This window comes from Catenibacillus scindens (genome assembly GCF_014202115.1).
GTDB classification, from domain to species: Bacteria; Bacillota; Clostridia; order Lachnospirales; family Lachnospiraceae; genus Catenibacillus; species Catenibacillus scindens.
This window is the reverse complement of the sequence record NZ_JACHFW010000001.1, coordinates 641579-666030: the sequence shown is the minus strand read 5'-3', so window position 1 is coordinate 666030 and position 24452 is coordinate 641579. Positions and strand designations below refer to the sequence as shown.

General features: G+C 45.0%; 25 protein-coding genes, 1 pseudogene and 1 other annotated feature. Of the genes and pseudogenes, 20 read left to right on the top strand and 6 right to left on the bottom strand.

What is annotated here, in order from left to right:
* Positions 1 to 43: 43 nt before the first annotated feature.
* The 6 genes from HNP82_RS02760 to HNP82_RS02735 form a co-directional block, all read right to left on the bottom strand.
* Positions 44 to 985 carry a coiled-coil domain-containing protein gene (locus HNP82_RS02760; protein ID WP_183771200.1) on the bottom strand — a complete coding sequence of 314 codons (942 nt, stop codon included), beginning with the start codon at positions 983 to 985 and terminating at the stop codon, positions 44 to 46.
* Positions 986 to 1339: 354 nt separating this feature from the next.
* Positions 1340 to 1945, bottom strand: coding sequence for a dTDP-4-dehydrorhamnose 3,5-epimerase (gene rfbC / locus HNP82_RS02755; RefSeq protein ID WP_183771198.1), 606 nt, complete (start codon positions 1943 to 1945; stop codon positions 1340 to 1342).
* Between the two features lie 17 nt (positions 1946 to 1962).
* Complete coding sequence (rfbD, locus tag HNP82_RS02750) at positions 1963 to 2850, bottom strand: dTDP-4-dehydrorhamnose reductase (RefSeq protein ID WP_183771196.1); 888 nt, start codon at positions 2848 to 2850, stop codon at positions 1963 to 1965.
* Positions 2851 to 2957: 107 nt separating this feature from the next.
* Positions 2958 to 3977 carry a dTDP-glucose 4,6-dehydratase gene (rfbB, locus tag HNP82_RS02745; protein ID WP_183771194.1) on the bottom strand — a complete coding sequence of 340 codons (1020 nt, stop codon included), beginning with the start codon at positions 3975 to 3977 and terminating at the stop codon, positions 2958 to 2960.
* A 19-nt stretch (positions 3978 to 3996) separates the two neighbouring features.
* Entirely contained in the window at positions 3997 to 4896 is a 900-nt protein-coding gene (rfbA, locus tag HNP82_RS02740) for a glucose-1-phosphate thymidylyltransferase RfbA (RefSeq protein WP_183771192.1), read from the bottom strand.
* Between the two features lie 188 nt (positions 4897 to 5084).
* Positions 5085 to 6266 carry a MerR family transcriptional regulator gene (locus HNP82_RS02735; protein WP_183771190.1) on the bottom strand — a complete coding sequence of 394 codons (1182 nt, stop codon included), beginning with the start codon at positions 6264 to 6266 and terminating at the stop codon, positions 5085 to 5087.
* Between the two features lie 162 nt (positions 6267 to 6428).
* On the opposite strand from HNP82_RS02735, the gene HNP82_RS02730 reads away from it, so the two are divergent.
* From HNP82_RS02730 to HNP82_RS02640, 20 genes and pseudogenes are all read left to right on the top strand, one after another.
* Positions 6429 to 8198 carry an LCP family protein gene (locus tag HNP82_RS02730; protein ID WP_183771188.1) on the top strand — a complete coding sequence of 590 codons (1770 nt, stop codon included), beginning with the start codon at positions 6429 to 6431 and terminating at the stop codon, positions 8196 to 8198.
* Between the two features lie 415 nt (positions 8199 to 8613).
* Positions 8614 to 8799: a hypothetical protein gene (locus HNP82_RS02725; protein ID WP_183771186.1), complete on the top strand. Its 186-nt coding sequence runs from the start codon at positions 8614 to 8616 to the stop codon at positions 8797 to 8799.
* 655 nt (positions 8800 to 9454) lie between these two features.
* Positions 9455 to 10438: a DUF4367 domain-containing protein gene (locus HNP82_RS02720; protein ID WP_183771184.1), complete on the top strand. Its 984-nt coding sequence runs from the start codon at positions 9455 to 9457 to the stop codon at positions 10436 to 10438.
* On the top strand, positions 10435 to 10896 hold the full coding sequence (locus tag HNP82_RS02715; protein ID WP_183771182.1) for a hypothetical protein: 462 nt from the start codon (positions 10435 to 10437) through the stop codon (positions 10894 to 10896). Before HNP82_RS02720 ends, HNP82_RS02715 begins: the two co-directional genes overlap by 4 nt.
* Positions 10897 to 11099: 203 nt before the next feature.
* Positions 11100 to 11345 (top strand): annotated as a pseudogene (locus HNP82_RS18745) (double zinc ribbon domain-containing protein); the annotation flags it as partial.
* On the top strand, positions 11346 to 11876 hold the full coding sequence (locus HNP82_RS02710) for a ComF family protein (RefSeq protein ID WP_183771180.1): 531 nt from the start codon (positions 11346 to 11348) through the stop codon (positions 11874 to 11876).
* A gap of 710 nt (positions 11877 to 12586) precedes the next feature.
* Entirely contained in the window at positions 12587 to 12751 is a 165-nt protein-coding gene (gene rpmG / locus HNP82_RS02705) for a 50S ribosomal protein L33 (RefSeq protein WP_207720528.1), read from the top strand.
* A 25-nt stretch (positions 12752 to 12776) separates the two neighbouring features.
* Positions 12777 to 12980 carry a preprotein translocase subunit SecE gene (gene secE / locus HNP82_RS02700; protein ID WP_183771176.1) on the top strand — a complete coding sequence of 68 codons (204 nt, stop codon included), beginning with the start codon at positions 12777 to 12779 and terminating at the stop codon, positions 12978 to 12980.
* 14 nt (positions 12981 to 12994) lie between these two features.
* Positions 12995 to 13510 carry a transcription termination/antitermination protein NusG gene (nusG, locus tag HNP82_RS02695; RefSeq protein WP_183771174.1) on the top strand — a complete coding sequence of 172 codons (516 nt, stop codon included), beginning with the start codon at positions 12995 to 12997 and terminating at the stop codon, positions 13508 to 13510.
* Positions 13511 to 13589: 79 nt separating this feature from the next.
* Positions 13590 to 14015: a 50S ribosomal protein L11 gene (rplK, locus tag HNP82_RS02690; RefSeq protein ID WP_183771172.1), complete on the top strand. Its 426-nt coding sequence runs from the start codon at positions 13590 to 13592 to the stop codon at positions 14013 to 14015.
* 78 nt (positions 14016 to 14093) lie between these two features.
* Positions 14094 to 14786 (top strand): 50S ribosomal protein L1, encoded by a 693-nt coding sequence (gene rplA / locus HNP82_RS02685; RefSeq protein ID WP_183771170.1) that lies wholly within the window; start codon positions 14094 to 14096, stop codon positions 14784 to 14786.
* Between the two features lie 45 nt (positions 14787 to 14831).
* Positions 14832 to 14987 (top strand) — a sequence feature (ribosomal protein L10 leader region).
* 129 nt (positions 14988 to 15116) lie between these two features.
* Complete coding sequence (rplJ, locus tag HNP82_RS02680; protein ID WP_183771168.1) at positions 15117 to 15611, top strand: 50S ribosomal protein L10; 495 nt, start codon at positions 15117 to 15119, stop codon at positions 15609 to 15611.
* A gap of 66 nt (positions 15612 to 15677) precedes the next feature.
* On the top strand, positions 15678 to 16052 hold the full coding sequence (gene rplL / locus HNP82_RS02675; protein ID WP_183771166.1) for a 50S ribosomal protein L7/L12: 375 nt from the start codon (positions 15678 to 15680) through the stop codon (positions 16050 to 16052).
* A 215-nt stretch (positions 16053 to 16267) separates the two neighbouring features.
* Entirely contained in the window at positions 16268 to 17275 is a 1008-nt protein-coding gene (locus HNP82_RS02670) for an N-acetylmuramoyl-L-alanine amidase family protein (RefSeq protein WP_183771164.1), read from the top strand.
* Positions 17276 to 17434: 159 nt separating this feature from the next.
* The gene (locus HNP82_RS02665; protein WP_183771279.1) at positions 17435 to 18769 is read left to right on the top strand and encodes a YARHG domain-containing protein; all 1335 of its coding nucleotides are present in this window, start codon (positions 17435 to 17437) and stop codon (positions 18767 to 18769) included.
* A gap of 148 nt (positions 18770 to 18917) precedes the next feature.
* Complete coding sequence (locus HNP82_RS02660; RefSeq protein ID WP_243164607.1) at positions 18918 to 20249, top strand: MurT ligase domain-containing protein; 1332 nt, start codon at positions 18918 to 18920, stop codon at positions 20247 to 20249.
* A gap of 33 nt (positions 20250 to 20282) precedes the next feature.
* The gene (locus HNP82_RS02655) at positions 20283 to 21017 is read left to right on the top strand and encodes a type 1 glutamine amidotransferase (protein ID WP_183771160.1); all 735 of its coding nucleotides are present in this window, start codon (positions 20283 to 20285) and stop codon (positions 21015 to 21017) included.
* Positions 21018 to 21494: 477 nt separating this feature from the next.
* Positions 21495 to 22871 carry a sensor histidine kinase gene (locus HNP82_RS02650; protein ID WP_243164606.1) on the top strand — a complete coding sequence of 459 codons (1377 nt, stop codon included), beginning with the start codon at positions 21495 to 21497 and terminating at the stop codon, positions 22869 to 22871.
* Complete coding sequence (locus HNP82_RS02645; protein ID WP_183771155.1) at positions 22864 to 23553, top strand: response regulator transcription factor; 690 nt, start codon at positions 22864 to 22866, stop codon at positions 23551 to 23553. Before HNP82_RS02650 ends, HNP82_RS02645 begins: the two co-directional genes overlap by 8 nt.
* Before the next feature lie 69 nt (positions 23554 to 23622).
* Complete coding sequence (locus HNP82_RS02640; protein ID WP_183771153.1) at positions 23623 to 24357, top strand: histidine phosphatase family protein; 735 nt, start codon at positions 23623 to 23625, stop codon at positions 24355 to 24357.
* Positions 24358 to 24452: the final 95 nt, after the last annotated feature.

Sequence of the window (24452 nt, the reverse complement as noted above, 5' to 3'; positions counted from 1 at the left end):
ACTTTTATGGCTGTCCCCCTGGTTTTGTCAGATTTTATCTTGCCTATGCTGTTTCACTGAGCTGTCTTTCATGACGGTTGACTAAAATCTTATATATCTCTTGTTCTGCATAAACTTGATTGGATATTTGGATAGCGTTGTCCAGTTTCCGGGACAGATCCAGATGCCCTTCCGCAACTATTTTGATATTGCGGTTAGTTTCCATATCCAGAATGACTTTAAGCAGCTCCAACGTCTCAGTATTTCTTTTTACCTGATTTTTAAGGAAGGCGATATCAGACTTCATCGCTAACGTCTCTTCTTTCAGGAAAGTAATGTCTGTCTTCATCATTGCCGTCTCTTCTTTCAGGAACGCAATGTCTGTCTTCATCATTGCCATCCCTTCTTTCAGGGAAGCAATGTCTGTCTTCATCACTGCCGTCTCTTCTTTTAGGAAAGTAATGTCTGTCTTCATCATTGCCGTCTCTTCTTTCAGGGAAGCAATGTCTGTCTTCATCACTGCCATTTCTTCTTTCAGGGAAGCAATGTCTGTCTTCATCATTGCCGTCTCTTCTTTCAGGAACGCAATGTCTGTCTTCATCATTGCCATCCCTTCTTTCAGGGAAGCAATGTCTGTCTTCATCACTGCCGTCTCTTCTTTCAGGGAAGCAATGTCTGTCTTCATCACTGTCATCTCTTCTTTCAGGGAAGCAATGTCTGCTTGCATTCTGGCGGATCCTTCCTTTAATAGAGTGATTTCAGATTTTACATTAGACATATCAGTCTTTAAATTTGCGACGTCGAGTTTAAGTCCAGCAACGTCGTCTTTGAGCGTGGCAACGTCGTCTTTGAGCGTGGCAACGTCGTTTTTGAGAGTGGCGACATCCTGTTTGAGATCAGAAATCTCTTCTTTAAGAAAGTTAATGTCCTCCTTCATGGCGCTAATATCTGCCTTTACATTTTGCAAATCGCCATAAATCGCCTGCAGCAATTGTGTGTCTGTCATAGAATTCCTCCTTAATGTGACTGCCTTTAATAAGGCTGGTCCCTGTGGCACTGTTCCGGACGATCAATGATGGGGCTTTTGGCGGTATATATGCGGTAAAAGACCATCCGGGCGCAGATTATAAAAGTGGCGTTTGCTTCATTGGCAGTTCCTCTGTCTTTAGGACAAAGACGCAGCGCGGATTGTAAATCCAAACGCTGCGTTACTGCCTGTTTTATCTTTAGTATTTTGTAGATTTGAAATCTTGAAAAAATTATAGCATAGAAAAAAGGAATGCGCAATTAAAAAATGTCAAATGCGCAAATGAATTGTAATAATTCGTTACTATTCACGGCAGCCGGAAACACTTGCTGTTTACGCCTGAAGTGAGGTCAGCCCTGGCCAGAGCTGATCTTTTTCGCTGAGAATCAGCGGCGTGCCGTCGGTCAGGGTGTAGCCCTTAGCGCTGGCTGTGCCGTCATAGGTTCCCTGGACCTGGGGCCATGCGATGCCGATGGACGGATCGTTCCATGCGAGACCGCCTTCGTCTCCGGGGTGATAAAAGTCGGTGCATTTATAGCAAAATTCTGCAATGTCGCTGAGGACAAGGAAGCCGTGAGCAAAACCTTTAGGGATATAGAACTGCTTTTTGTTTCCTTCCGTCAGCTCAATACCAAACCATTTGCCGTATGTCTGGCTGCCGGGACGAAGATCCACGGCTACATCAAAAACAGAGCCTTTAATGACCCGGACAAGCTTGCCCTGGGGAAACTGTTTCTGAAAGTGAAGACCGCGAAGCACCCCTTTGACAGAGCAGGACTGGTTGTCCTGGACAAAGGTCATATCAAGACCGGCTTCTTTCATGTCATTTTGATTGTAGGTTTCAACAAAATAGCCCCGCTCATCTCCGTGGACTGTGGGGGTGATAACACATAATCCGGAGATTCCTCCGGCATTTTTTTCTACAGTAATCTGTCCCATGACAGTCATCTCTCCTTTTAATATTCAATCTCCCGCAAATATCTGTGCAGGGCGTCCTTCCAGTCTGGCAGGGGCATAAAACCATTTTCCTCAAGCTTGCTTTTATCAAGGCGGCTGTTAAAAGGGCGGGCTGCTTTTGAAAGACCGTATTCCGCTGTGGTCACCGGGTGGACTGTAAGGTGTTTTTCGTCATATTCTTCGTGACCGTCGGCAGCGGCCTGGCGGAAAATCTCACAGGCAAAGTCATACCAACTAATATAGCCGCCGGAATTGGTGGCGTGGTAAATGCCGTATTTGTCTGTCTCGATCATATCCACAAGGAGCCGGGCCAGATCAAAGGTATATGTCGGTGTACCGATCTGGTCGTTAACTACCCGAAGCTCATCATGATTTTTTCCGATTTTTAGCATAGTCTTAATAAAGTTGTTCCCGTTTTTTCCGAAAACCCAGGCAATGCGGACAATAAAAAACCGGGATAGCGCCGCTGTCACCGCCTGTTCGCCGCAGAGTTTTGAATCTCCGTAAATATTGAGAGGTTTGTAATCGACGCAGTCCGGCGTCCATGGTTTTGTGCCTGTGCCGTCAAAAATATAATCTGTGGAAATGTACATCATTTTAATATCAAGATCCCGGCATACCAGGGCAATATTTTCAGTACCGCCGCCGTTGACTTTATATACTTTGGCCTGATTTTCCTCCGCTTCAGCCGCGTCCACAGCGGTCCAGGCGGCACAGTGGATTACGGCATCGGGATGAACCTGGGTGATCACCTGGCGGACACTCTCACTGTCGGTGATGTCCATTTCATCAATATCCACGCCCACAGCGGTGTGATTTCTCTTCTCAAGTTCATGGATCACATCATAGCCTAACTGGCCTTTGGAGCCTGTAACTAATACTTTCATAATAACCTCCTAAAACTTGGCCCAATCCGGACATGAGCCGCTAAGCCCGCAGCCGGAAGATTAAAAACTTCAGTGGCAGCCGCGTACTTTAGCGGTTGTCAGCAATTTTACCGATTGCCGTACATTTTTTCATAATAATTCTGATATTCACCGGAAATAATAGTTTCCCACCATTCTCTGTTGTCAAGGTACCACTGGATCGTTTTTTTAAGACCATCGTCAAATTTTGTCTCGGGAAGCCATCCAAGCTCGTTGTGGATCTTGGTGGGGTCAATGGCGTAGCGCATGTCGTGTCCTTTACGGTCAGTGACATATGTGATCAGACTTTCAGGTTTTCCAAGGGCTTTACAGATTAATTTAACAATGTCAATATTTTTTTTCTCATTGTGGCCGCCTACATTGTAAACCTCGCCTACTCGCCCCTTGTGAATGATCAGGTCAATGGCCTTGCAGTGATCCTCCACATAAAGCCAGTCGCGGACATTTTCGCCGGTTCCATACACCGGGAGAGGCTTATCATTGAGGGCGTTGATGATCATTAAAGGGATCAGTTTTTCAGGAAAATGATAGGGGCCGTAATTGTTGGAGCAGCGGCTGATGGTCACAGGAAGGCCGTAAGTGCGGTGGTAGGCAAGGACGAGAAGATCGGCGCCGGCCTTGGAGGAACTGTAAGGGCTGCTTGTGTGGATGGGGGTTTCCTCGGTAAAGAACAGATCCGGGCGGTCTAAAGGCAGATCGCCGTAAACTTCATCGGTGGATACCTGGTGATACCGCTGGATGCCGTACTTGCGGCAGGCGTCCATAAGGACGGCAGTCCCCTTAATGTTTGTGTCCAGGAAAATTTCCGGGTTCTCGATGGAGCGGTCCACATGGCTTTCCGCAGCAAAATTGACAACAATATCCGGATGCTCCTCCTCAAAGAGGTTGTAAATAGCCTCCCGGTCGGTAATGTCGATTTTCGCGAAGCGGAAGTTTGGCTTATCCATAACCGGAGCTAAAGTAGAGAGATTGCCTGCATAAGTCAGGCAATCTACGCAGATGATCCGGTACTCCGGATATTTTTTCAGCATATGAAAAATAAAGTTGCTTCCAATAAAACCGGCGCCGCCGGTAACAATAATGTTCATAATGAACCTCCTTATAAATTTATCCGTGGAGTACATCCAGGTATTTGCCGTCGATGACGTCTTTTAAATACTGGCCGTACTGATTATTTTTCATTTTTGTGGAAACAGCTAAGACGTCATCCTTGCTGATCCATCCGTTAAGATAGGCGATCTCCTCAAGGCAGGCAATCTTCCGGTGCTGGTGCTTTTCTACGGTCTGAACAAAATTTGTGGCTTCCACAAGACTTTCGTGGGTGCCTGTGTCTAACCATGTAAAGCCCTGGCCTAAAAGCTCCACATTAAGCTTGCCCTTTTCTAAGTAGATCCGGTTCAGATCTGTGATCTCAAGCTCACCCCTTGCGCTTGGCTTTAAATTTCTGGCATATTCTACAACGTCATTGTCGTAGAAATACAGGCCGGTAACACAGTAGTTGCTCTTTGGATGTTCTGGCTTTTCTTCAATGGAAATGGCCTTACCGTTTTTATCAAATTCCACGATGCCAAAACGCTCAGGGTCATCCACATAATAACCAAAAACAGTAGCTCCTTTGCCTGTGGACGCATTTTCCACAGCGGCTTTAAGCCGTTTGTTCAGGCCGTGTCCGGCAAAAATATTGTCACCCAAAACCATAGCAACAGCGTCATTACCGATAAAATCCTTTCCGATAATAAATGCCTGGGCAAGACCGTCAGGGCTTGGCTGGATGGCGTAGGAAAGCTGGATGCCCAATTGATGTCCATCTCCAAGAAGTTCCTCAAAACGGGGCGTATCCTGAGGTGTGGAAATAATAAGGATTTCCCGGATGCCCGCGTTCATAAGGACAGACATAGGATAGTAGATCATCGGCTTGTCATAGACAGGCAGCAATTGTTTGGATGTGACCATGGTCAGGGGGTACAGGCGGGTTCCGGAGCCGCCTGCCAGAATAATACCTTTCATAAAAATTCAACTCCTCTTGTGTCATTGTTGACGTTTACACTGAAATTTATAATTGGATTATAAATGGTGACGTAACGTAAGCTTCAAGAAGAATTTTATGAATCCGTTTGTTACTATTCAAATCGGACTGCGAAGCAGGAACTCCACAAAATGAGCGAGCATAGCTGCGGAAGCAGCGGGGTATTTGACTATGGCCGGCAAACAAATATTCCCGCTTCTTTTGTAATATGAAAGCCTTTTTTTGTCTGTTTTTCCACGTAATTGCGGAAATCTCTGTAGCGGTCAAGAAGATACTGGTTCTGATTGCCGTGACAGGATAAAATATAGTCGATCAAAGGCTGTGGGTCATGGATTTCAATGGAGTCTTCATATTGAATACATTCCACAGAGGAAAAAAATTCAGAGAGTATATTTTTCCCGTTTTCAAGGCCAAACTTATAGTATAAGATTTCATCGGAGAGAGTGATATGCCGGTCAAAGCCGGTGACCAGTTCGCTGATCTCCCGCATATGATGGCGGCCGTAGGTGCTGCACACAAAAGTGCCGTCGGGAAGCAGGGTGCGGCAAACCTGGGACAGGGTATGGCCGGTCTCGTCCAGATAAAATAGAAGATGATTGGCGAGTATCAGATGGAATATGTGATCATCATATGGAATATCCTGGCAGTCAAATTGTTCAAAGGTGAACCGGGGATCATCTTTGCCGATATTTCTCCGGGCATCTGAGAGCATACCGGAAGAAATATCCGATAAAATAATATGGCAGTTTGGCGGTATCTTTTCAATATTTTCGTACCACAGAGCGCCGTTGCCGCAGCCAAGTTCCAGAATTTTTGCGTGATCTTTAATATGGCATTGCTGGAAAATCCATGGAAACCATCCCTGGGGATTGACCGAATAATTTCTGTGGAGCCGTATCCGGGCATTAATGTTGGAGGCGTCCTGATATTGGCGGCGCAGCCGGTTTTCCCGGTTGGTCAGGTGGATGAGATGGAGCATGTGGCTCCAGTCGATTTCGTGGGAATCCCGGATCTCCTCAATAGTGCTGTCAATGGCCTGTTCCACCTGTTCCATCTGCTCGATCCGGTCCTGGATCAGTTTTTTTTGGAGACGCAGGGAATTGACCATCAAAGGCAGGTCTGTCTCCTTTATGGTCAGCTTTTGGATATCATCCAAAGAAAAACCCAGATATTTTAAAAGGAGAATTTGCTGGAGCCGGGCCAGGTCAGAGTCTGTATAAAAACGGGCGCCGGAGGGCGCAATATAAGATGGTTTTAATATATTTTTAGCGTCATAAAAGCGTATCGTGCGCACTGAAACGTTGGCCAGCCGGGCAAACTGACCGGAAGAATAGTAACCTTCGAGTTTCATATTATCGCCTCCTTGGGATTATTATATCAAAAAACGGAAAAAAATGCGCTTTTTGTTTGAAATCATAGGATATCCGTAGTATAATGGTGAATTGTTTAATAGCAAAGTCAGATGTATCCTGGCTTTGCATTGTTTAGAAATCGAATAAAAAAGAGGTGTGTCATGGACAGAGATCGTCGAAAATCTCGGTATCAGCGGCAGAATCCGGACGAAATCGCCAAGGGAAGCCGGCGCCGCAGCCGTGGAGGATATGAAGAAGATTATACTCCCCATTACAGCAGCCAGAACCGTCAGAATAATCAAAACAATTATACAGCATCATCTGCTGGCAGCGAAAACCGTTTCCGGGTGAAACGTTCCTCTGATGCATACAGAGATCAGAGCTTTGCCGGGGAAAAAACTCATAGAAAAATGCCTGATCCCAGAAATGAGATGGGTGGAGATTTCTCAGGCAAACAAAAAGGAAATCATAAAAAGAAGCATATGGTAGGGCGGGTGCTTGCCATTATCCAGGGCGGCTTATCAATTGTTGTCTTAGGTTTTCTTCTCCTTCTGGACATTCTTCCGATCCGCTATATTGCCATCGCGGCAGTGCTTTTACTGATCTTATGGGTATTTGCTTATTTTTCTCAGTTTACCAGGGGAACTCATATTGCGGGAAAAGTGGAATCCGTGATCCTATGCGTTGTTCTCGCAGTGGGAAGTTACTATTTATTTGTTACTAACAGTTTCCTCGGTGCCATTACAGGGACAACCACCCAGGTGGATAATATTGTCATCGCAGTGCTTGCCGATGACCCGGCCCAGACGCTGGCAGACGCGGCGGACTATACCTTTGGTATTCAGACCACTATCGACCGGGAAAATGTGGACAAAACCATTGAACAGATTAATGAAAATCTAGGCAAGGAGATTACTACCGCAGGGTACGACGGCATTCAGGCCCAGATTAATGCCCTGTATAACGGCGAAGTAGGAGCTATTATCTATAATGAAGCCTTTAACGGAAATATTGTGGAAGAGTTTCCCACATTTAATGATGACATCCGTGTTCTGGACAATGTAAAAATCGAGACACAAGTACAAGTGGCTGCTTCTGATAAAAAGGTTACGAAAGAACCTTTCACCATTTATATCAGCGGCAATGACGCCTACGGAACTATTTCTTCCAACGGCCGAAGCGACGTAAATATCCTGGCCACAGTAAATCCGGAGACAAAGCAGATTATTCTCACAACAACGCCGAGAGATTACTATGTGGAATTTCCGGGCGTAACTAACGGACAACTGGATAAGCTGACCCATGCGGGAATTTATGGTGTGGACTGCTCTATGCGCACACTGGAAGAGATTTATGGTATTAATATTGATTATTATGTGAAGGTCAACTTTACATCGCTGGTAAACATTGTGGACCAGTTAGGCGGTGTTGAGGTTTACTCAGATTATAGTTTTACAAGTTTTGATGGAAAGACTTTCCAGCAGGGCTATAACTATATGGATGGCGAGACTGCTCTGTCCTTTGCCAGAGAGCGAAAATCCCTGGCTGGCGGAGATAATCAGAGAGGAAAGAATCAGCAGGCAGTGCTGACCGCTTTAATCCAGAAAGCCATGTCACCGGCGATCCTTACCAATTACACAGGTTTGCTCAGCAGCCTTACCGGTAATTTTGAGACGAACATGAGCATGAATGATATTACAGAACTGATCAAAATGCAGTTGGATGACGGTTCCGAGTGGAATATTGTGTCACAGAGTGTTGTGGGAAGCGACGGTAATGATTATTGTTATTCTCTCAATGATACAGCTTATGTTATGATTCCGGATCAGGCGTCTGTTCAGGCAGCTTCCGATAAGATCAATCAGGTACTTAACGGACAGGTTGTATCAACAGATGATGCCTCTGAGACGGAAACTCAGCCGGCCTATTAATAAAATGGAATAAATGAAGGTCTATAAGTACACCGTCACCAGGAAAATGTCCCTGGTGGCGGTGTTGTTTTCTTGTTCAGCTAAATTTCTTATAAAAGTATTTGAGACAGTAAGCTTTGGAATAGCTCAGCTTATTCATTCCCCTCTGTCCAGTGAACCGGAACATGCGCTTAAATTATGCAAAATTGGCTTCGAAAATAGTTTAGGCGTATGCCTGAATTACTGGTTTACGCCGAAAGCAGCAAGTATTTCCACAACTGTGAGTAGCAGCGAACCGTTGCCACAGGTTAAAAAATAAAAATAGGTATTGACAACAGAACATTTGTTCGATATAATAAGGATGAAATTTCAACAAAGGTGTTTATACCTTTTCTTCCGGAAGACAAAGAAGGTGACCGTCAGGAGGATTATGATTATGAACACTGGTCCAGACAGAATATTAAAAAAACAGCTTTGTCCCAACTGTTCCAAGCGAATTTTCGATATTTGCGCGCCAAACTCCGGTCATGTGATCGTAGAGTTGAAGTGCCCCCACTGCAAGAAGATCGTTACGGTAGATTACCAAAGTGCGGACAGACATTGCAAAGACATGACGGGATGATGCTTGCAACACAGGTTTTTCTTTTTATACGATGGAAAAGATTTAAGAAAGTACTATCTAGCGAGATGGGTCCGATTTTGCGAGACACCTTACGGCAGAAGACGTTTCAGGAAGTTCTGAAGATGTTTTCTGCCTTTTTTATTTCTGACGGCAGCGAACGTTTATGTAAGCTTATCTTGCTGAAAGTACCTGTGTTCCCTCTGAATGGATCGGCGATGTGGGCCGCGAGGCAGGATGCTGTCCCCTTTTTTGGCCACTGTCCTGTGCCGGGCGGTATGGACAAGGAAAGAACACATATGCGTTATGATCATGTTGCAAAAAGTTAATAGCAATTTACCAAAGTTGTGTTATTATGAAGGGAGGAGATATAGTAGTGCCGGAAAACAAAGGAGCGGCGTGGGTTACAGGCCACTGCGTTACGCGCGGCCCAGCGTCCGCACCGGGACACAGTCGCGATTATTGTTGTCCGACAGCTATCGGGCGGTTAGCCCCGTTAGTGCCAGGAAGCCTAAAAACCGTAGCGGGGTGTAACTTTTTTAAATCCGGTGATTAATGATAAAAAACTGAATTATTTTGTCACAAAACCTTTGTTTAATGTGTTTTATCTATTGCAGAATATTTCAGTTCGGCTCCACAGTTGAAAGGAGGGGCGGGCATGACAGTGAAAAGAGAAGAGTGTGCGGCGGCTGAAAGTTCTGACAACACACAAAAAGCACAAATTAAAGGAGATGGAGCAGCGAACGATATCCACATCTATTCTGATGACTCTGACAGAACTGTGTCAGAAGGAGAGACTTCTGATTTGGAAGTTGGCGGGCCTGACCAAACGGACCTGGAAGATGAGTGGTTCCCTGAAGATGATCTGCTGAAAGAGGCTTTACAGCAATACGAAGATAATATGATCAATGAATTGCTGTCAGATACTGGGGATGAGAAGCCTTTCGCCCTTTCTCCGGAAGGTCGGAAAAATATGGAGCAGCTTTTTACCCAGTGGCTCGGCCCTGAAAAGGCGAGAGAGATCATGGATCAGGAGAAGAAAAATTACAGGGAGGACCTCCGCCGATGGAAGCAGCGGCGCAACGCGCGCCTGCTTCAATATCTGAAAAAAGGGGGAATGGTGGCCGCCGCCGCAGTTGTTGTGGTCATACTCAGTATTGCCAATTTCGATGATTCATTAGCTTTTAAATTGCCTGAAGCCGGATTTGAGGCTGTGTTGAAAGAGGATTATACGAAGTTGCTTCCGGAAAAATTTATTTATAATAATAATTTTGGAGAGTCGGAACAAAATAATACTTACGAAAAAAATAGGTATGTTTTGGGAAGAATTATTCCTAATTATAGATTGATAGATTCTGTAGATACCTATTTTGTATCTTATGATATATATGAAAATGAGGAAACTGATGATAGATATATTTTTTATCAACAAAGAGATTCAATTAAATTAGGTGTAAATACAGAATATTCTAATGTACAAGAACTAAATACAATGTATGGTTTGGCGCAATTATACCAGTTTGAGTCCGGATATGGTTTGGCTTGGCAATATAATGGATATCTATTTAGGATAGAAGGAAAATTAACTGAAGAACAATTAACTGATTTACAGGAAAGTTTGAGAAGTGAGGTAAAAGAATGAAAAAGATTTTATTGAAGATTATGTTGGCAGTGTCTATTATGGTATTGTCCATTAGTTCAATGGCTATGGCAAGTCCTGTTGAGGATAACAATGATTTCATGGAAGATGAATATCATGTGGAGGGAACGCCAAACTTATCAAGATGGAGTTACACAAGTTCGTATACTCTGGATATGGGTATTGAAAATGGAACAGCAATCATGGATGCAACAGTCACAGGATATAGTGGAATAACAACAAAAATTGAAATTTATTTTTATCTACAACAGTATTACGATGGTGGATGGAAGAATTATAAAACCTGGAAAGATACCGTTAATGATGATTATGCTGTAGTGGAACATACCTATTCCGTCCCCAAAGGGTATAAATACCGCCTGCGTTGCAGCTATTATGTTTACAGCGGAAGAAGTTACGACCACTTTATGGATTATTCTTATGAAGTGAATTACTATTGATTTAGCACAAAGCATTTGAAAACTCACTGACGCCCCAATAAAATAAGTACCAGGAAGGAAATAGAAGCCGATATGGACACACGTCTATTTCCTTCCAATCCCTTATCATTTCATTACATTTCTAAGAATCATATCCCAATATTATCATTATAAAAATTAAAATTGTAACGGCTTATCCTGTACTATCGCTAAGCTGCATACACATGCTTATTGCCGCCAAACTGCTATTAAAATTTCCCACACCTGGAGAGACGCTGGGAAAGGAAACTATGAATATTCAATCACTGATATCCCTTATTTATCCACCGAGATGTCCGGTATGCTTTGAAATTTTGGATGATACTAAAAGAAAGGTGCATGAAAAATGCGAAAAGAAGCTTATCTATGTAAAACCACCGGTATGTCTCAGGTGCGGAAAACCTGTGTACAGTCCTCTGCAAGAGTATTGTATGGATTGCTCCAGATCAGATGCTCCTATTGATGGAGGTACTGCTGTGTGGGTATACACAAAAGAGATGGCCCAATCCATTGCGAAATATAAATATGAAGGAAAAAAGGAATACGCTGGATTTTATGTGGATCGGGCAGTACGACAATGTGGGGAGTGGATTTGCCAGCGAAGGCCGGACTGCATTACAGCGGTTCCATTGAATCCACGGAAACAGCGGATGAGAGGTTTTAACCAGGCTTTGCTCATCGCCCAGGGGATTGGAAAAATGCTGAACATCCCTGTGGATAATGAATTGCTGGTACGTTCCAGATATACTGAACCTCAGAAAAATCTTACGCCGACACAGCGGCTGAAAAATCTACAGAAAGCCTTTGGTCCAGGAAAAAATATAAGAAAATATAAAAGTGTCCTTCTGGTGGATGATATTTATACTACTGGAAGTACAGCGAAAATATGCAGTTCTATTCTTAAAGGCGCAGGCGTAAGTTATGTATGGATTCTTAATTTGTGTATTGGAAGTGACTACTGAAGATTTTTAAAACTTTTTTATTCATTGGACAGAGCTTTTTATAAATTTCTTTTATAATGACCGGGAAACCAGAGCTGGGGGGACACTGGTCTTTTTTGCCCTGGCCCTCTATCTGTACTATAATTGTACAGAAGTGACAAAGAGAGTCTTGCGGCTGGTGTATGTCGCATTTTCTCTAGTCCTGTTCATTGATGTGATTTATTACAATTACTTTAATCAACTGGTCGCAATGAATCAGATTTGACAGTGCTGTGCTTTTTGGAAATTAAGTTCAGGAAAGGTTCTCTTGTACGGCCTTAAAGAATATTTTCAGAAAGCTGTGACGGTCACTGTGATATCTAAATATATTCTTGAACATGATCAGGCCGTGCCATTTGCAAAGACGCGCTAACGCGCTGATTCGCGGCTGAATCCTCGCTGATGGCTAAACACCATATGTCGGAGGAAGAAAGAAATTCTGCGCAAGTAAACTTGCTCAGTTTCTTTTTTCCTCTGACTCATGGCTGAATAGTTACCCAAAATCTTTTTTTCATGCTTGACGAATGGTGTCAAGTATGCTATATTAGACTAGCTATGGAAGGCGGTCTTTTTTTTATGCCTAAAAATCAGACCAGACAACATTTCATATACTGCCTGCGTTTTCGCAGGTGAACCCGTAAAGTGCGGCGATGCAGTGATTTTACTGGATGCCGCGTCAACGAATAAACGATATGGAGGTGGAAGTTGTGCGCGTTAAGATCACATTGGCATGTACGGAGTGCAAACAGCGTAATTACAACATGACAAAGGAAAAGAAGGCTCACCCGGACAGAATGGAGACTAAGAAGTACTGCAGATTCTGTAGAAAGCATACAATGCACAAAGAAACAAAGTAATTGGATAATTACAAGGAGGCAACTTATGGGTGACACAGCTCAGAAGGTAAAAAAACCCAGTAAATTCAGCCAGATAAAGGCAGAATTTAAAAAAGTTATCTGGCCTGACAAGGCGACTGCTGCAAAGCGGACGATCGCTGTCGTTGTAATTTCCGTTATACTTGGAGTAATTATCGCGATTCTCGATTTTATCTTTAAGTATGGTATTGATTTCCTTATATCATTGTAGGAAAAGGTGAGAATATGGCAGAAGCAAAATGGTACGTAGTCCATACCTATTCAGGCTATGAAAACAAAGTCAAAGCAAATATTGAAAAGTCCATCCAGAATCTTCACCTTGAAGATCAGATCTTAAATGTCGAAGTTCCACTGGAGGACGTTGTCGAGGTGCGTAATGGCCAGAAAAAAGTTGTGCAGAAAAAGCTCTTTCCGGGCTATGTACTGCTTCATATGGTCATGAATGATGAAACCTGGTATGTCGTGCGCAATACCCGCGGTGTTACAGGTTTTGTCGGTCCGGAATCTAAGGCCGTACCTTTGACAGAAGCTGAGATGGCCAACCTGGGCATTCGTCCGGAACAGCTTCAGATTGATTATGAGGTTGGAGATACAGTTAAGGTGATTTCCGGTGTCTGGGAAAATACGGTGGGACAGATCAAAGCGATCAACATGAGTAAATCCACAGTGACTATCGGTGTGGATATGTTTGGCCGCGAAACTGCCGTTGAGATCAGCTTCTACGATATCAAAAAGATGTAACATATGAAATACGGCTTTTTCGTGAGAGCCGGTGGGAGGGACATTCCCGCATTACCACAATATTCAGGAGGTGCCTAAAATGGCAAAGAAAGTAACAGGATATATTAAATTACAGATCCCTGCTGGTAAGGCAACACCAGCACCCCCAGTTGGTCCTGCTTTAGGTCAGCATGGTGTAAATATTGTTCAGTTCACAAAGGAATTTAACGCAAGAACTGCAGATCAGGACGGAATGATCATTCCTGTTGTTATTACTGTATATAACGACAGAAGCTTCAGCTTCATTACAAAGACTCCGCCTGCAGCCGTTTTATTAAAGAAAGCCTGCAAGATCCAGTCTGGTTCCGCGAACCCGAAAAAGACAAAAGTTGCTTCCATTTCCAAAGCTGAGATCCAGAAGATCGCCGAGTTAAAGATGCCGGACTTAAATGCTGCAAGCCTTGAGGCTGCTATGAGCATGATCGCCGGAACAGCGAGAAGCATGGGTATCACAGTAGAAGACTGATCCTTTCGCAGGGATTAAGTTTGTTGCAAACAATCGTGGGAGGGTCGCTCCCGATATGACCACAAGGAGGATTTTATAATGAAAAAAGGTAAGAGATATGTTGAGGCTACAAAGTTAGTAGACCGCTCCAATCTTTATGATGTAGAAGAAGCAGTGGCTCTTGTTAAAAAGGCTGCCAGCGCAAAATTTGATGAGACAATCGAAGCTCACATTCGTCTGGGCGTTGATGGACGTCACGCAGATCAGCAGGTACGTGGCGCAGTTGTATTACCTCATGGAACAGGTAAGACTGTACGCGTTCTTGTATTTGCCAAAGGCGACAAGGTTGCCGAGGCGGAAGCTGCCGGCGCAGATTATGTAGGCGGCGAGGAGCTGATTCCGAGAATCCAGAACGAAGGCTGGTTAGACTTTGACGTTGTTGTTGCTACACCGGATATGATGGGTGTTGTAGGTCGTCTGGGCCGTATCCTTGGACCTAAAGGCTTAATGCCAAACCCGAAGGCTGGTACAGTAACAATGGATGTTACAAAAGCTGTCAACGATATCAAAGCCGGTAAGATTGAGTACAGACTGGATAAGACAAATATTATCCATGTTCCAGTTGGAAAGGCTTCCTTTACCGAAGAACAATTAGCGGACAACTTCCATACATTAATGGGTGCAATCATTAAGGCAAAACCAGCAGCAGCCAAAGGCCAGTATTTAAGAAGCGTTGTAATTTCTTCTACAATGGGCCCTGGCATTAAGATCAACACTGTTAAACTGGCTTAAAAAATCTGCGGTTTGTGATTGACAACCGATATATATTATGCTATACTAGCAAAGCGAATGCTGCCAAAGACAGCAGGTGCCGTAAGGCATAAGTTTGAAAACGCCTGCCGAGGAAGATTATAAGCGCGCTCTTATGAGCATTTCTTATAGTGATTTACGCCTCTTTGTCTTTTGGACGAAGGGGCGTTTCCTTTTTCTAAGACCGGACGAAAACCGGCGCTTATAAAGGCAGTTCTCACCGTGTGTGGGGCATTGATTTTGCGTAACAGTTCAGCTATCAGAAATAGAGCTGGCTAAACTGTTGCGACTTTATAAGGAGGTGCGACCAGAATGGCAAAAGTAGAATTAAAACAGCCGATTATCGAAGAGATTTCTTCTTTACTTGACGGCGCTCAGGCGATGGTCATTGTTGACTACCGTGGACTTACAGTAGAAGAAGATACAAAACTTCGTAAAGCGTTAAGAGAAGGTGGCGTGACATACAAGGTATTCAAAAATACCTACATCAAACGTGCCATTGCCGGTACAGAGTTTGAAGCTGTTGCCGATCTTCTTGAAGGACCGACAGCCATTGCGGTAAGCAAAGAAGACGCTACAGCTCCGGCAAGAATCCTTGCGAAGAACATTAAAGATATGCCGAACCTTGAATTCAAGGGCGGTGTTGTAGCAGGTACATTCTACGACGCGAAGATGATCGAAGTAATCGCAAGCATCCCATCCAAAGAAGTTCTTCTTGGAAGACTGCTTGGAAGTATCCAGGCTCCGATCGCAAACTTTGCGCGTGTTATTAAGCAGATTGCTGAAAAGGACGAAACGGCTGCTTAATGGATGTTTTAGCCCTTGGTTAAAACAGGATTTATTAAACCATTTGAAAATTGGAGGTAAAATATCATGGCAAAATTAACAACAGCTGAATTTATTGAAGCTATTAAAGAGTTATCCGTTTTAGAGTTAAATGAATTAGTAAAAGCATGTGAAGAAGAATTTGGCGTATCCGCAGCCGCTGGTGTTGTTGTAGCAGCCGCTGGTGATGCAGGCGCAGCAGCAGAAGAAAAGACTGAGTTCGACGTTGAGCTTACAGAAGTTGGCCCGAACAAAGTTAAAGTTATCAAAGTTGTTCGTGACATCACAGGTCTTGGCCTTAAAGAGGCTAAAGAAGCTGTTGACGGCGCTCCTAAGGTTATCAAAGAAGCTGTCAGCAAAGAAGAAGCAGAAGACATCAAGTCCAAATTTGAAGCAGAAGGCGCTAAAGTTACAATTAAATAATTTTAGCATGCGATTTAAGCTATCGGCCCGGTACAGATCTATTTCTGTTCCGGGCTTTTTCTTATTCGTCACGGTAAGACTATAAGCGCTTACGCTGCGGCCGGCGAGGGATAATCTATTATGAATCCTCTGGGATTTTTTCGCTTTGGGGTGCGCGGTGCGCGACAATGTGATATACTGTGGAGGAAGAAATAAAATACGGAGGAGTAGCGATCGTGAAAAAGAATCCTAAGATAAAATGGCTGCTTTGCGGAGTGATCGCTGTTTTGGCGGTCATACTCTGTGCCATTATTTTTCTTGTGTTTCGCACTTTGTCACCGGCCCGGACGCCGGTGAATGACACAGCGGCAGGCGCTGAGATTGAGACAGAAATCGACAGCTCCACTGAAAGTGACGGCGGTATTCAGACGGCGGAGCAGAGCCAGAGCGCAGGTGAAAATCAGAAGGTGGATGACAGCGCGGCGCAGACAAAGGCGGAAACCGAAACTGCGGCGGTAGAGGAAAACATGACAGAATCAGAAACCGCTGCTGAAACTGAGATAGATATTGAGCCGGAGACTGAGGCGGAAGCAGAGGCGGATCCCATCCGAATTGTCCTTGATCCGGGACACGATGATATTTGTTCAAGGAATCATCCCGATCTTGGATTTAACGAACAGGACCTGAACTTAAAGATTGCTCTGGCCTGCCGGGAGGAACTGGAAACTTACAAGGGCGTGGAGGTCTTTATGACCCGTGAGGATGGCTCATGTCCAGACAACGGGGAAGGTTCTGACGATGTTACAGGGAGGACAGCCTATGCCGAGAGCGTTGGAGCGGATCTTTTTGTGAGTTTACATAATAATGCCACCGGACTGGGATATCCATCAGAGGCCAATGGCACAGAGGTTTACGTGACTGTTTACTCCCCTTTCCATGAGGAAAGCCAGAAGTTAGGGGAATGTATTCTTGAGGAACTGACAACACAGGTGGATCTCGCGGGGAGAGGCGTCCTGACCCGGACAAAACCGGAGAAGGGCTATTACGATGACGGAAATGTAAAAGATTGGTATTATCTCATCAGCACAAGTGTAGAGCGAGGCTTTCCCGGAATTATTGTGGAACATGCTTTTATGGATAATCCCCATGACAACGCCCTGCTGAAGGAGGACGAAAATCTAAAGGCTATGGGTATTGCCGATGCCACCGGCATCGCTAGGTATTTTGGCCTGGAAAAGAAGTAATAGGCCGTAAAAAAGAAGGCGCTGCAAAGAATTGCACATTCGTTTCAGATGTGGTAAACTAACATATAAACAACGGACCGGCGGTGTGACTGCCGCCGGAAATTTTTTCCGGCGCTCTGAATTTCAGGGCGCGGCGAAATCGCAGAGGAGGGTAAGTGTATGTTTTGTCCAAATTGTGGCAGCTCCATTGATGATGATTCTCTGTTTTGCACCAATTGCGGTGCGAAAATTGAAGATGAAGACCGTCCGTCTCAGACACCGGTAAGACCGGATTTTTCAGGGGCGCAGGGCCAGGAAGCCGGCGGGCAGCCATCCCAGACATTTTTTCCCGGACCTGGGCCGGGAATGGGGGCGGCACCTGGCAGCAGGCCTGTAAATGCCGGACCCAATCCCCAGAATACCAGAGGGAATCAGCCAAAACCGGCGAAGAAGGGGAAAGGCGGGATGATCGCCCTTATAGTGATCATTGCAGTTCTTGTTGTGGCTATCATTGCGGGTGCCGTTATTTTTATTATGATACAGAGAAACCGGAGTCAGCAGATTGCTGCTTTCCGCGACGCGGTGGAACGTTTTGAGGAGCAGCTTGATTCGTCCAATTACACAAGTATTCAAGACGCAGTCAGCGATCTGATGGCAGAGTGCCAGCAGGCTATTGAAAACCGTGATGTGGGCAGTATCAGCGAGCTGGAAGAGAGGATCAATGATCTGAGTCAGCAGCTTACGGCCATTACTGATCAGATTACATCTCTTGAGGAGCTTAAAAATACATATCAGGAGCTGATCGCTGATCAGTACTATGTCCCTGAGGATCTCCAGCAGTATGTGGATGATATTTTTGCAAGTCTCCAGCAGGCCATTGATGATGGCGCCGGCGACCAGCTTGAAAATATGCGTTCGCAGATGGAGGAGCTGATTCAGGGGCTTGAGGAAAAAAATCAGGAAATGATTGATTCTTTCCTCAGCGCCGGCGATAGCCTTGACGAGAAGAATATGACCGATGACGAGAAAAACTCCCTTCAGAGCTGTCTGGATGAAGTTACGGAGCTTGTGGAAGCGAAAAACTTTAAACAGGCCATTGAGAGAGCCCAGGAATATGCTAATCGGGCGGAACAGGTAGCTATGGCTATTCTTGCCCGGCAGGAGGAGAGCGAAGAAGCGGCCCGCCAGAGTGAGGAGGAGGCTCGCAGACAAAGCGAGGAGGAGGCCCGCCGACAGAGCGAAGAAGAGGCGAAGAATGATTATATCTGCCCGGACAGCAGCACCAGATATCTTACTGAGGCGGATCTGGCCGGACTGAGCGACTGGGAACTTCTTCTGGCAAGAAATGAGATCTATGCCCGCCATGGCCGTCAGTTTGACGATCCAGATATCCGCGCTTATTTTGAATCAAAGAGCTGGTACAACGGCACGATCGCTCCTGATGCCTTTGACGCTTCCGTATTTAATCAGTACGAGAAGGCCAACATTGCTTTTATACAGGAGCATGAGCAGTAAAAATTAGTGACGCAATTTGAGCCGTCTTTTGGAGGGGGAGCTTCAGAGAGGAAGTTTCCGCCAAAAGGCGGCCTTGTTTTTAGCAGGGGGGTGTGCTATAATCACCATTATGAAAATTAGAACAATCCTTTCAGTAGCAGCTTGTAAGATGTCGCGGAGTATATTAAGATGGCTGGGAAAAGGTGGAACAAATGTCCCCGGCCGGGTGGCGCTGAAATTGTACCCGACCCTCCTTGGAGAGCTGGCCCAAGGCGTTACTACCATTATTGTTACTGGAACCAACGGAAAAACAACGACATCGCGAATGATTGAAAAGAGTCTGGCGGACTCAGGAATACGTTATTTTGCTAACAAATCTGGGGCAAATATGCTTCCCGGTATTACCGCGGAATTTGCCATGAATTCATCACTTGGAGGTAAAAATAAATATGACGTCGCCCTTGTAGAGTGCGACGAGGCAGCATTTAAAACCGTTAGCAAGTATGTGGACGCCAAGTGTGTGGTTGTCACCAATGTTTTCAGGGATCAGCTTGACCGGTATGGTGAAGTGACCCACACATTGAATAGTATTCTCACGGGCATTAAAAATTCTCCTAACGCTGTGGTATGTATTAATGCCGATGATTCTCTGTCCGTGTCCATGAAAGATGAGATTTCCAATAAAGTGGTATTTTACGGCGTGGAAAGCGAGATTTATAAAAACCGTGTCCATGAGGTATCTGACGCCCCCTACTGTATCCACTGCAAGACGGAGTATGTCTACGACTATGTGACTTACGGTCATTTGGGTGGATTTCGGTGTCCTAATTGTGGATATCACCGTCCAAAGACAGAGATCGCTGTGGAAAAAGTGCTGGAAAGTACCGCCGACGCTTCCACGATCGAGATCCGGGTGGGCGGAAAGCATTATCAGGCCACCATTAATCTGCCCGGCGGCTATAATATTTACAATGCAATTGCCACGGTGGCCGCAGGTCATGTTCTTGGACTGAAGGACGAAGTAGTTATTGCGGCATTAAACAGTTTTGAATGCGGTTTTGGCCGCATGGAGAAATTTACCATTGAAAATACAGATATCCGCATGATCCTGATCAAAAACCCTGCCGGTTGTAATCAGGTATTGAACTTTTTGAGCAATACGACCCAGCCAGCCCTTTTTGTGGTGGCACTTAATGACCGCTACGCTGACGGAACAGATATTTCCTGGATTTGGGATGTGGATTTTGAAAAACTGAACACAGTGGAGGAACGGCTTACCGGAATCTGGGTGACTGGACGTCGTGCCGACGAGATGGCTATGCGCTTTAAATATACCGGCCTTCCTATGGAGAAGATCCGGGTGATCAAAGATTACGATCAGCTTATTGAGCAGATGATTCTTCAGAATGCTCCGGTTTACATAATGCCGACATATACAGCTATGTTGGATATTCGGGAGAAGATCAGCAAAAAGTTTGGCTTTAAAGAGTTTTGGGAATAAAGCGCCAGGATACTTGAGAATGGAGAAAATAAAATGTATGAATTGAGAATTTGTCATTTATATCCGGACATTTTAAATCTTTATGGTGACCGGGGAAATATTATCTGCATGACTAAACGTATGGAATGGCGCGGTATCAAAACCCAGGTGACGGGAATTTCCGTGGGCGATGCCCTGAATTATGAGGACTATGATATCTTCTTTATTGGCGGCGGCCAGGATTTTGAACAGGGGGTTCTCCTGGAGGATCTGGCACAGGGAAAAGCCAGGCAGATTACTGAGGCCATTGAAGCGGAAAAAGTCTTTTTGGCTATCTGCGGAGGATATCAGATGCTGGGCCAGTATTATAAGACATGGGATGGACAGCAGTGCGATTTCATCGGAGCTTTGGATCTGTACACTGTAGGTGAGAAGGAGCGCATGATCGGAAACTATATGTATCAGTGCGGAGCCGGGGACGGCAATCTTACCGTGGTGGGCTTTGAGAATCATTCCGGAAAGACTTATCTTGGACAAGGCGTGCGGCCTATGGGTACAGTGCTTGCCGGCTATGGAAATAACGGCAAAGATAAGACAGAGGGCGCCCGCTATAAAAATGTGTTTGCAACCTACAGTCACGGCCCGCTTTTGCCGAAGAATCCAAAGTTGGCCGATCATATTTTAAAAACGGCGCTGCTGCGCCGGTATCCGGATCTTTGTCTGGAAGAACTGGATGATACTTTCGAGAACAATGCTCATGATTATATGCAGCACCTTCTGCATGGATAAAGAATGCAGGATTTTCTATTTTCTTGTCCCTAAGAGGCTGGTCCCTTTGAGGGAAGGTCCCACAGTCGGCTGCGGCAGCGCGGCCTGTCTGTGGGGCTTTTATTATTCACCGGAAAATGTTGCCTCGTATATCCGGTGGGAAGATGATTACCACCACAATAGGTCGTGAGTAACAAATGAGTATCAGGGGAGGAAGTTAATTTCCCTCCGCCGGATATGCGACCTGTGAGTCTTGAATTAATAAAAAGTTTATAAATATATGAAATTGTTTAGACACTCTTTTTATCAAGTATGCTATAATCAAAAAGAGACTAAAGGCAGGGAGAAGTCTGCTTTTAGGCGGGATTTCACATAGAAAAAGGTGATCGTTTGAAACTTTTTACCCGAATTAAGATTTCTTATTTCTTATTGTGTATTGTTCCTGTTTTACTGATATGCGCTGTCACCTATGCTGTAAGTATGCTGGGATCAAACTCATTGCAGAAGCGCTATGACGTTTCAGATGGTAGCGTGGATATGCTTACAAATCCTATGGAAATATTAGGGAGCCTGACAAGCAGCATCAAGTCAGAACTTGATGAAGTTATGGCGTCGGAGCCTGAGAAACTTGAGAATATGGAATATCTTCAGTCTGTCAATTCAGAGCTGATGGGATATTCCTCTTATTTAATTGTGAGGAAAAATGGCGAGACGATCTATTCCGGGAAACCGGAATCGGAGAAAGATTATCTCGATGAGGCATATTTGGAGCTGGACATTGGGGAAGGGAATATTTACGTCCCTGATCCTGTTCCTTATCATCTGACCCAGATGGGATTTACTTTCCCTGATGGCAGCAGCGGCAGGGTATGTATTGTGACGAACCTTTCCGCTATGGTTCCCCAGCTTCGCTCATCGGCGCTCCAGTGGATTGTGCTGGCCATTGCCGTCCTTGTCTTGTGCGGGGCAGTGTTGACGATGTGGCTTTATAAAAGTATTATCAAGCCTATCGGCCTTTTAAAAGCGGCCACTGAGAATATTAAAGAAGGAAACTTGAACTTTAATGTGAAAGCGGAAACCAATGACGAGATCGGTGAACTGTGCATTGCCTTTGAGGAGATGCGCCAAAAGCTGAAAGAGCAAATTGATATCAGTATGCAGTACGAGCGGGAAAATAAAGAGCTGATCAGCAATATTTCCCATGACTTAAAGACTCCGATTACAGCCATCAAAGGCTATATTGAAGGGATCATGGACGGTGTGGCGGATACGCCGGAGAAGTCGGAGAGGTACTTGAAGACTGTTTACACAAAGGCTACGGATATGGAAAAGATGATTGAAGAATTGTTTCTTTATTCCAAGTTGGACAGCAATTCAGTGCCGTATTCTTTTATTAAACTTAATCTTAACGACTATTTTCAGGACTGTGTTGAGGAGATCAGCATGGACTTAGAGCGGAAAAATATTGACCTGGGATTTTTTAATTACGCTGACAAAGATGTGGTCATTATCGCAGACCCGGAGCAGCTTAAACGGGTGATCATTAATATTGTGAATAATTCATCCAAATATATTGGTAATAAAAAGGGGATTATTAACATCCGTATCCGGGAGGAGGCGGAATTTGTCCAGATCGAGATTGAGGACAATGGCAAAGGGATTGCCAAAGAAGATATCGGCCATATCTTTGAGCGCCTTTACCGGGCGGACGCATCCCGAAATTCTGCTCAAAGCGGCAGTGGCCTGGGACTTTCCATCGCTAAGAAGATTATTGAGGAGCATGGCGGCCGTATCTGGGCTACCAGCAAAGAAAATATAGGGACAAGCATCTGTTTTGTCCTGAGAAAATATGAGGAGCATAAAATTGATGAGTAAGATATTAATTATTGAAGACGAGATCAGCATAGCAGAGCTTGAGAAGGATTATCTGGAACTGAGCGGTTTTAATGTGATTATAGAAGAAACCGGCGATAAAGGACTGGAAACGGCCCTCAGAGAAAATGTGGATCTGATCATCCTCGATTTAATGCTTCCAAATATGGACGGCTTTGACGTGTGCAAAAAAGTGCGGGAAGTGAAAAACATCCCCATTATTTTAGTCTCAGCTAAAAAAGAGGATATTGACAAGATCCGGGGCCTGGGCCTAGGCGCCGACGATTATATTACAAAACCATTTAGCCCCAGCGAGCTTGTGGCCAGAGTTAAGGCTCACCTGGCCCGGTATGATCGCCTTGTAGGCAGCGGCGCGAAAAAGAACGAAGTGATTGAGATTCGCGGAATTAAAATTGACAAGACGGCCCGCAGGGTCTATGTTAACGGTGAGGAGAAGGCTTTTACTACCAAAGAGTTTGATCTGCTGACTTTCCTGGCGGAAAATCCAAACCATGTATTTACCAAGGAAGAGCTTTTCAGCAAGATCTGGGATATGGAGTCTGTGGGCGATATTGCCACAGTCACCGTCCATATTAAAAAGATCCGGGAAAAGATTGAGTTTAACACATCTAAACCCCAGTATATAGAGACAATCTGGGGTGTTGGCTACCGGTTTAAAGTTTGATCCTGATAAAGGCGGAGCGGGTGAAAGACTACTTTATGATGGGAGAAGCCGGGCACAAAGGAGAATGTTATGAAATTATTGATTGTAAGACACGGGGATCCGGATTATGAGCGGGATTCTCTGACCCCTAAGGGCTGGCGGGAGGCGGAGTATCTTTCCAGACGTCTTGAAAATGCGGGGATTAAGGCGGCCTATGTGTCCCCTTTGGGGCGGGCCAAAGATACGGCATCCCTCACTCTTAAAAAGATAGGGATCGCAGGAAGAGAGTGTTTGTGGCTGAGAGAGTTTGATACTCATATATGGCGGCCGGATGTGAGAGATCACCAGAAGATTGCCTGGGACTGGCTGCCTCAGGACTGGACCCGTGAGGAGCGTTTTTTTAGTTATGACCAGTGGTATGATGTGCCGGTCATGGCCCAGGGACGGGTTAAGGAGGAATATGACTGGGTAGTTGATGGGCTGGATCAGGTTTTGAAAGACCACGGCTATGTCCGGGACGGGCATTTCTATCGTGCGGTTAATGCCAGTAATGACGCCATCGCGTTTTTCTGCCATTTTGGAGTGGAGTGCGTGCTGCTTTCCCATCTGCTGAATATTTCCCCCATGGTTTTGTGGCATGGGTTCTGCGCGCCTCCGTCATCAGTGACAACGCTGATCACGGAAGAGCGGCGGCAAGGCATCGCCTATTTCCGGATGAACGGATTTGCGGATATTTCTCATCTCTATGCCAATGACGAGCCGCCTTCATTTGCCGCCCGTTTTTGTGAAACTTATGAAAATAGCTGGGAGCGCCACGATGACTAATGGCGCTCCCTTTATTAATGCAACCGCAGCGAAGAGAAAACCAAAGCCCTGAAGCTTACGCTGTGTTGACTGTTTTTATACCCCGTCAGCTTGCT

Bases quoted from the DNA above. Each gene is read 5' to 3' on its own strand.
- HNP82_RS02655 (WP_183771160.1), top strand. From the start codon at position 20,283: ATGTATGAATTGAGAATTTGTCATTTATATCCGGACATTTTAAATCTT.
- HNP82_RS02660 (WP_243164607.1), top strand. From the start codon at position 18,918: ATGTCGCGGAGTATATTAAGATGGCTGGGAAAAGGTGGAACAAATGTC.
- HNP82_RS02710 (WP_183771180.1), top strand. From the start codon at position 11,346: ATGGATTGCTCCAGATCAGATGCTCCTATTGATGGAGGTACTGCTGTG.
- rfbB (WP_183771194.1), bottom strand. From the start codon at position 3,977: ATGAACATTATTGTTACCGGCGGCGCCGGTTTTATTGGAAGCAACTTT.
- rfbA (WP_183771192.1), bottom strand. From the start codon at position 4,896: ATGAAAGGTATTATTCTGGCAGGCGGCTCCGGAACCCGCCTGTACCCC.
- HNP82_RS02645 (WP_183771155.1), top strand. From the start codon at position 22,864: ATGAGTAAGATATTAATTATTGAAGACGAGATCAGCATAGCAGAGCTT.
- rfbD (WP_183771196.1), bottom strand. From the start codon at position 2,850: ATGAAAGTATTAGTTACAGGCTCCAAAGGCCAGTTAGGCTATGATGTG.
- HNP82_RS02735 (WP_183771190.1), bottom strand. From the start codon at position 6,266: ATGAAACTCGAAGGTTACTATTCTTCCGGTCAGTTTGCCCGGCTGGCC.
- HNP82_RS02725 (WP_183771186.1), top strand. From the start codon at position 8,614: ATGAACACTGGTCCAGACAGAATATTAAAAAAACAGCTTTGTCCCAAC.
- HNP82_RS02665 (WP_183771279.1), top strand. From the start codon at position 17,435: ATGTTTTGTCCAAATTGTGGCAGCTCCATTGATGATGATTCTCTGTTT.
- rpmG (WP_207720528.1), top strand. From the start codon at position 12,587: ATGGAGGTGGAAGTTGTGCGCGTTAAGATCACATTGGCATGTACGGAG.
- rplJ (WP_183771168.1), top strand. From the start codon at position 15,117: ATGGCAAAAGTAGAATTAAAACAGCCGATTATCGAAGAGATTTCTTCT.
- rplK (WP_183771172.1), top strand. From the start codon at position 13,590: ATGGCAAAGAAAGTAACAGGATATATTAAATTACAGATCCCTGCTGGT.
- rfbC (WP_183771198.1), bottom strand. From the start codon at position 1,945: ATGGGACAGATTACTGTAGAAAAAAATGCCGGAGGAATCTCCGGATTA.
- HNP82_RS02730 (WP_183771188.1), top strand. From the start codon at position 6,429: ATGGACAGAGATCGTCGAAAATCTCGGTATCAGCGGCAGAATCCGGAC.
- HNP82_RS02715 (WP_183771182.1), top strand. From the start codon at position 10,435: ATGAAAAAGATTTTATTGAAGATTATGTTGGCAGTGTCTATTATGGTA.
- rplL (WP_183771166.1), top strand. From the start codon at position 15,678: ATGGCAAAATTAACAACAGCTGAATTTATTGAAGCTATTAAAGAGTTA.
- rplA (WP_183771170.1), top strand. From the start codon at position 14,094: ATGAAAAAAGGTAAGAGATATGTTGAGGCTACAAAGTTAGTAGACCGC.
- nusG (WP_183771174.1), top strand. From the start codon at position 12,995: ATGGCAGAAGCAAAATGGTACGTAGTCCATACCTATTCAGGCTATGAA.
- HNP82_RS02640 (WP_183771153.1), top strand. From the start codon at position 23,623: ATGAAATTATTGATTGTAAGACACGGGGATCCGGATTATGAGCGGGAT.
- HNP82_RS02720 (WP_183771184.1), top strand. From the start codon at position 9,455: ATGACAGTGAAAAGAGAAGAGTGTGCGGCGGCTGAAAGTTCTGACAAC.
- secE (WP_183771176.1), top strand. From the start codon at position 12,777: ATGGGTGACACAGCTCAGAAGGTAAAAAAACCCAGTAAATTCAGCCAG.
- HNP82_RS02760 (WP_183771200.1), bottom strand. From the start codon at position 985: ATGACAGACACACAATTGCTGCAGGCGATTTATGGCGATTTGCAAAAT.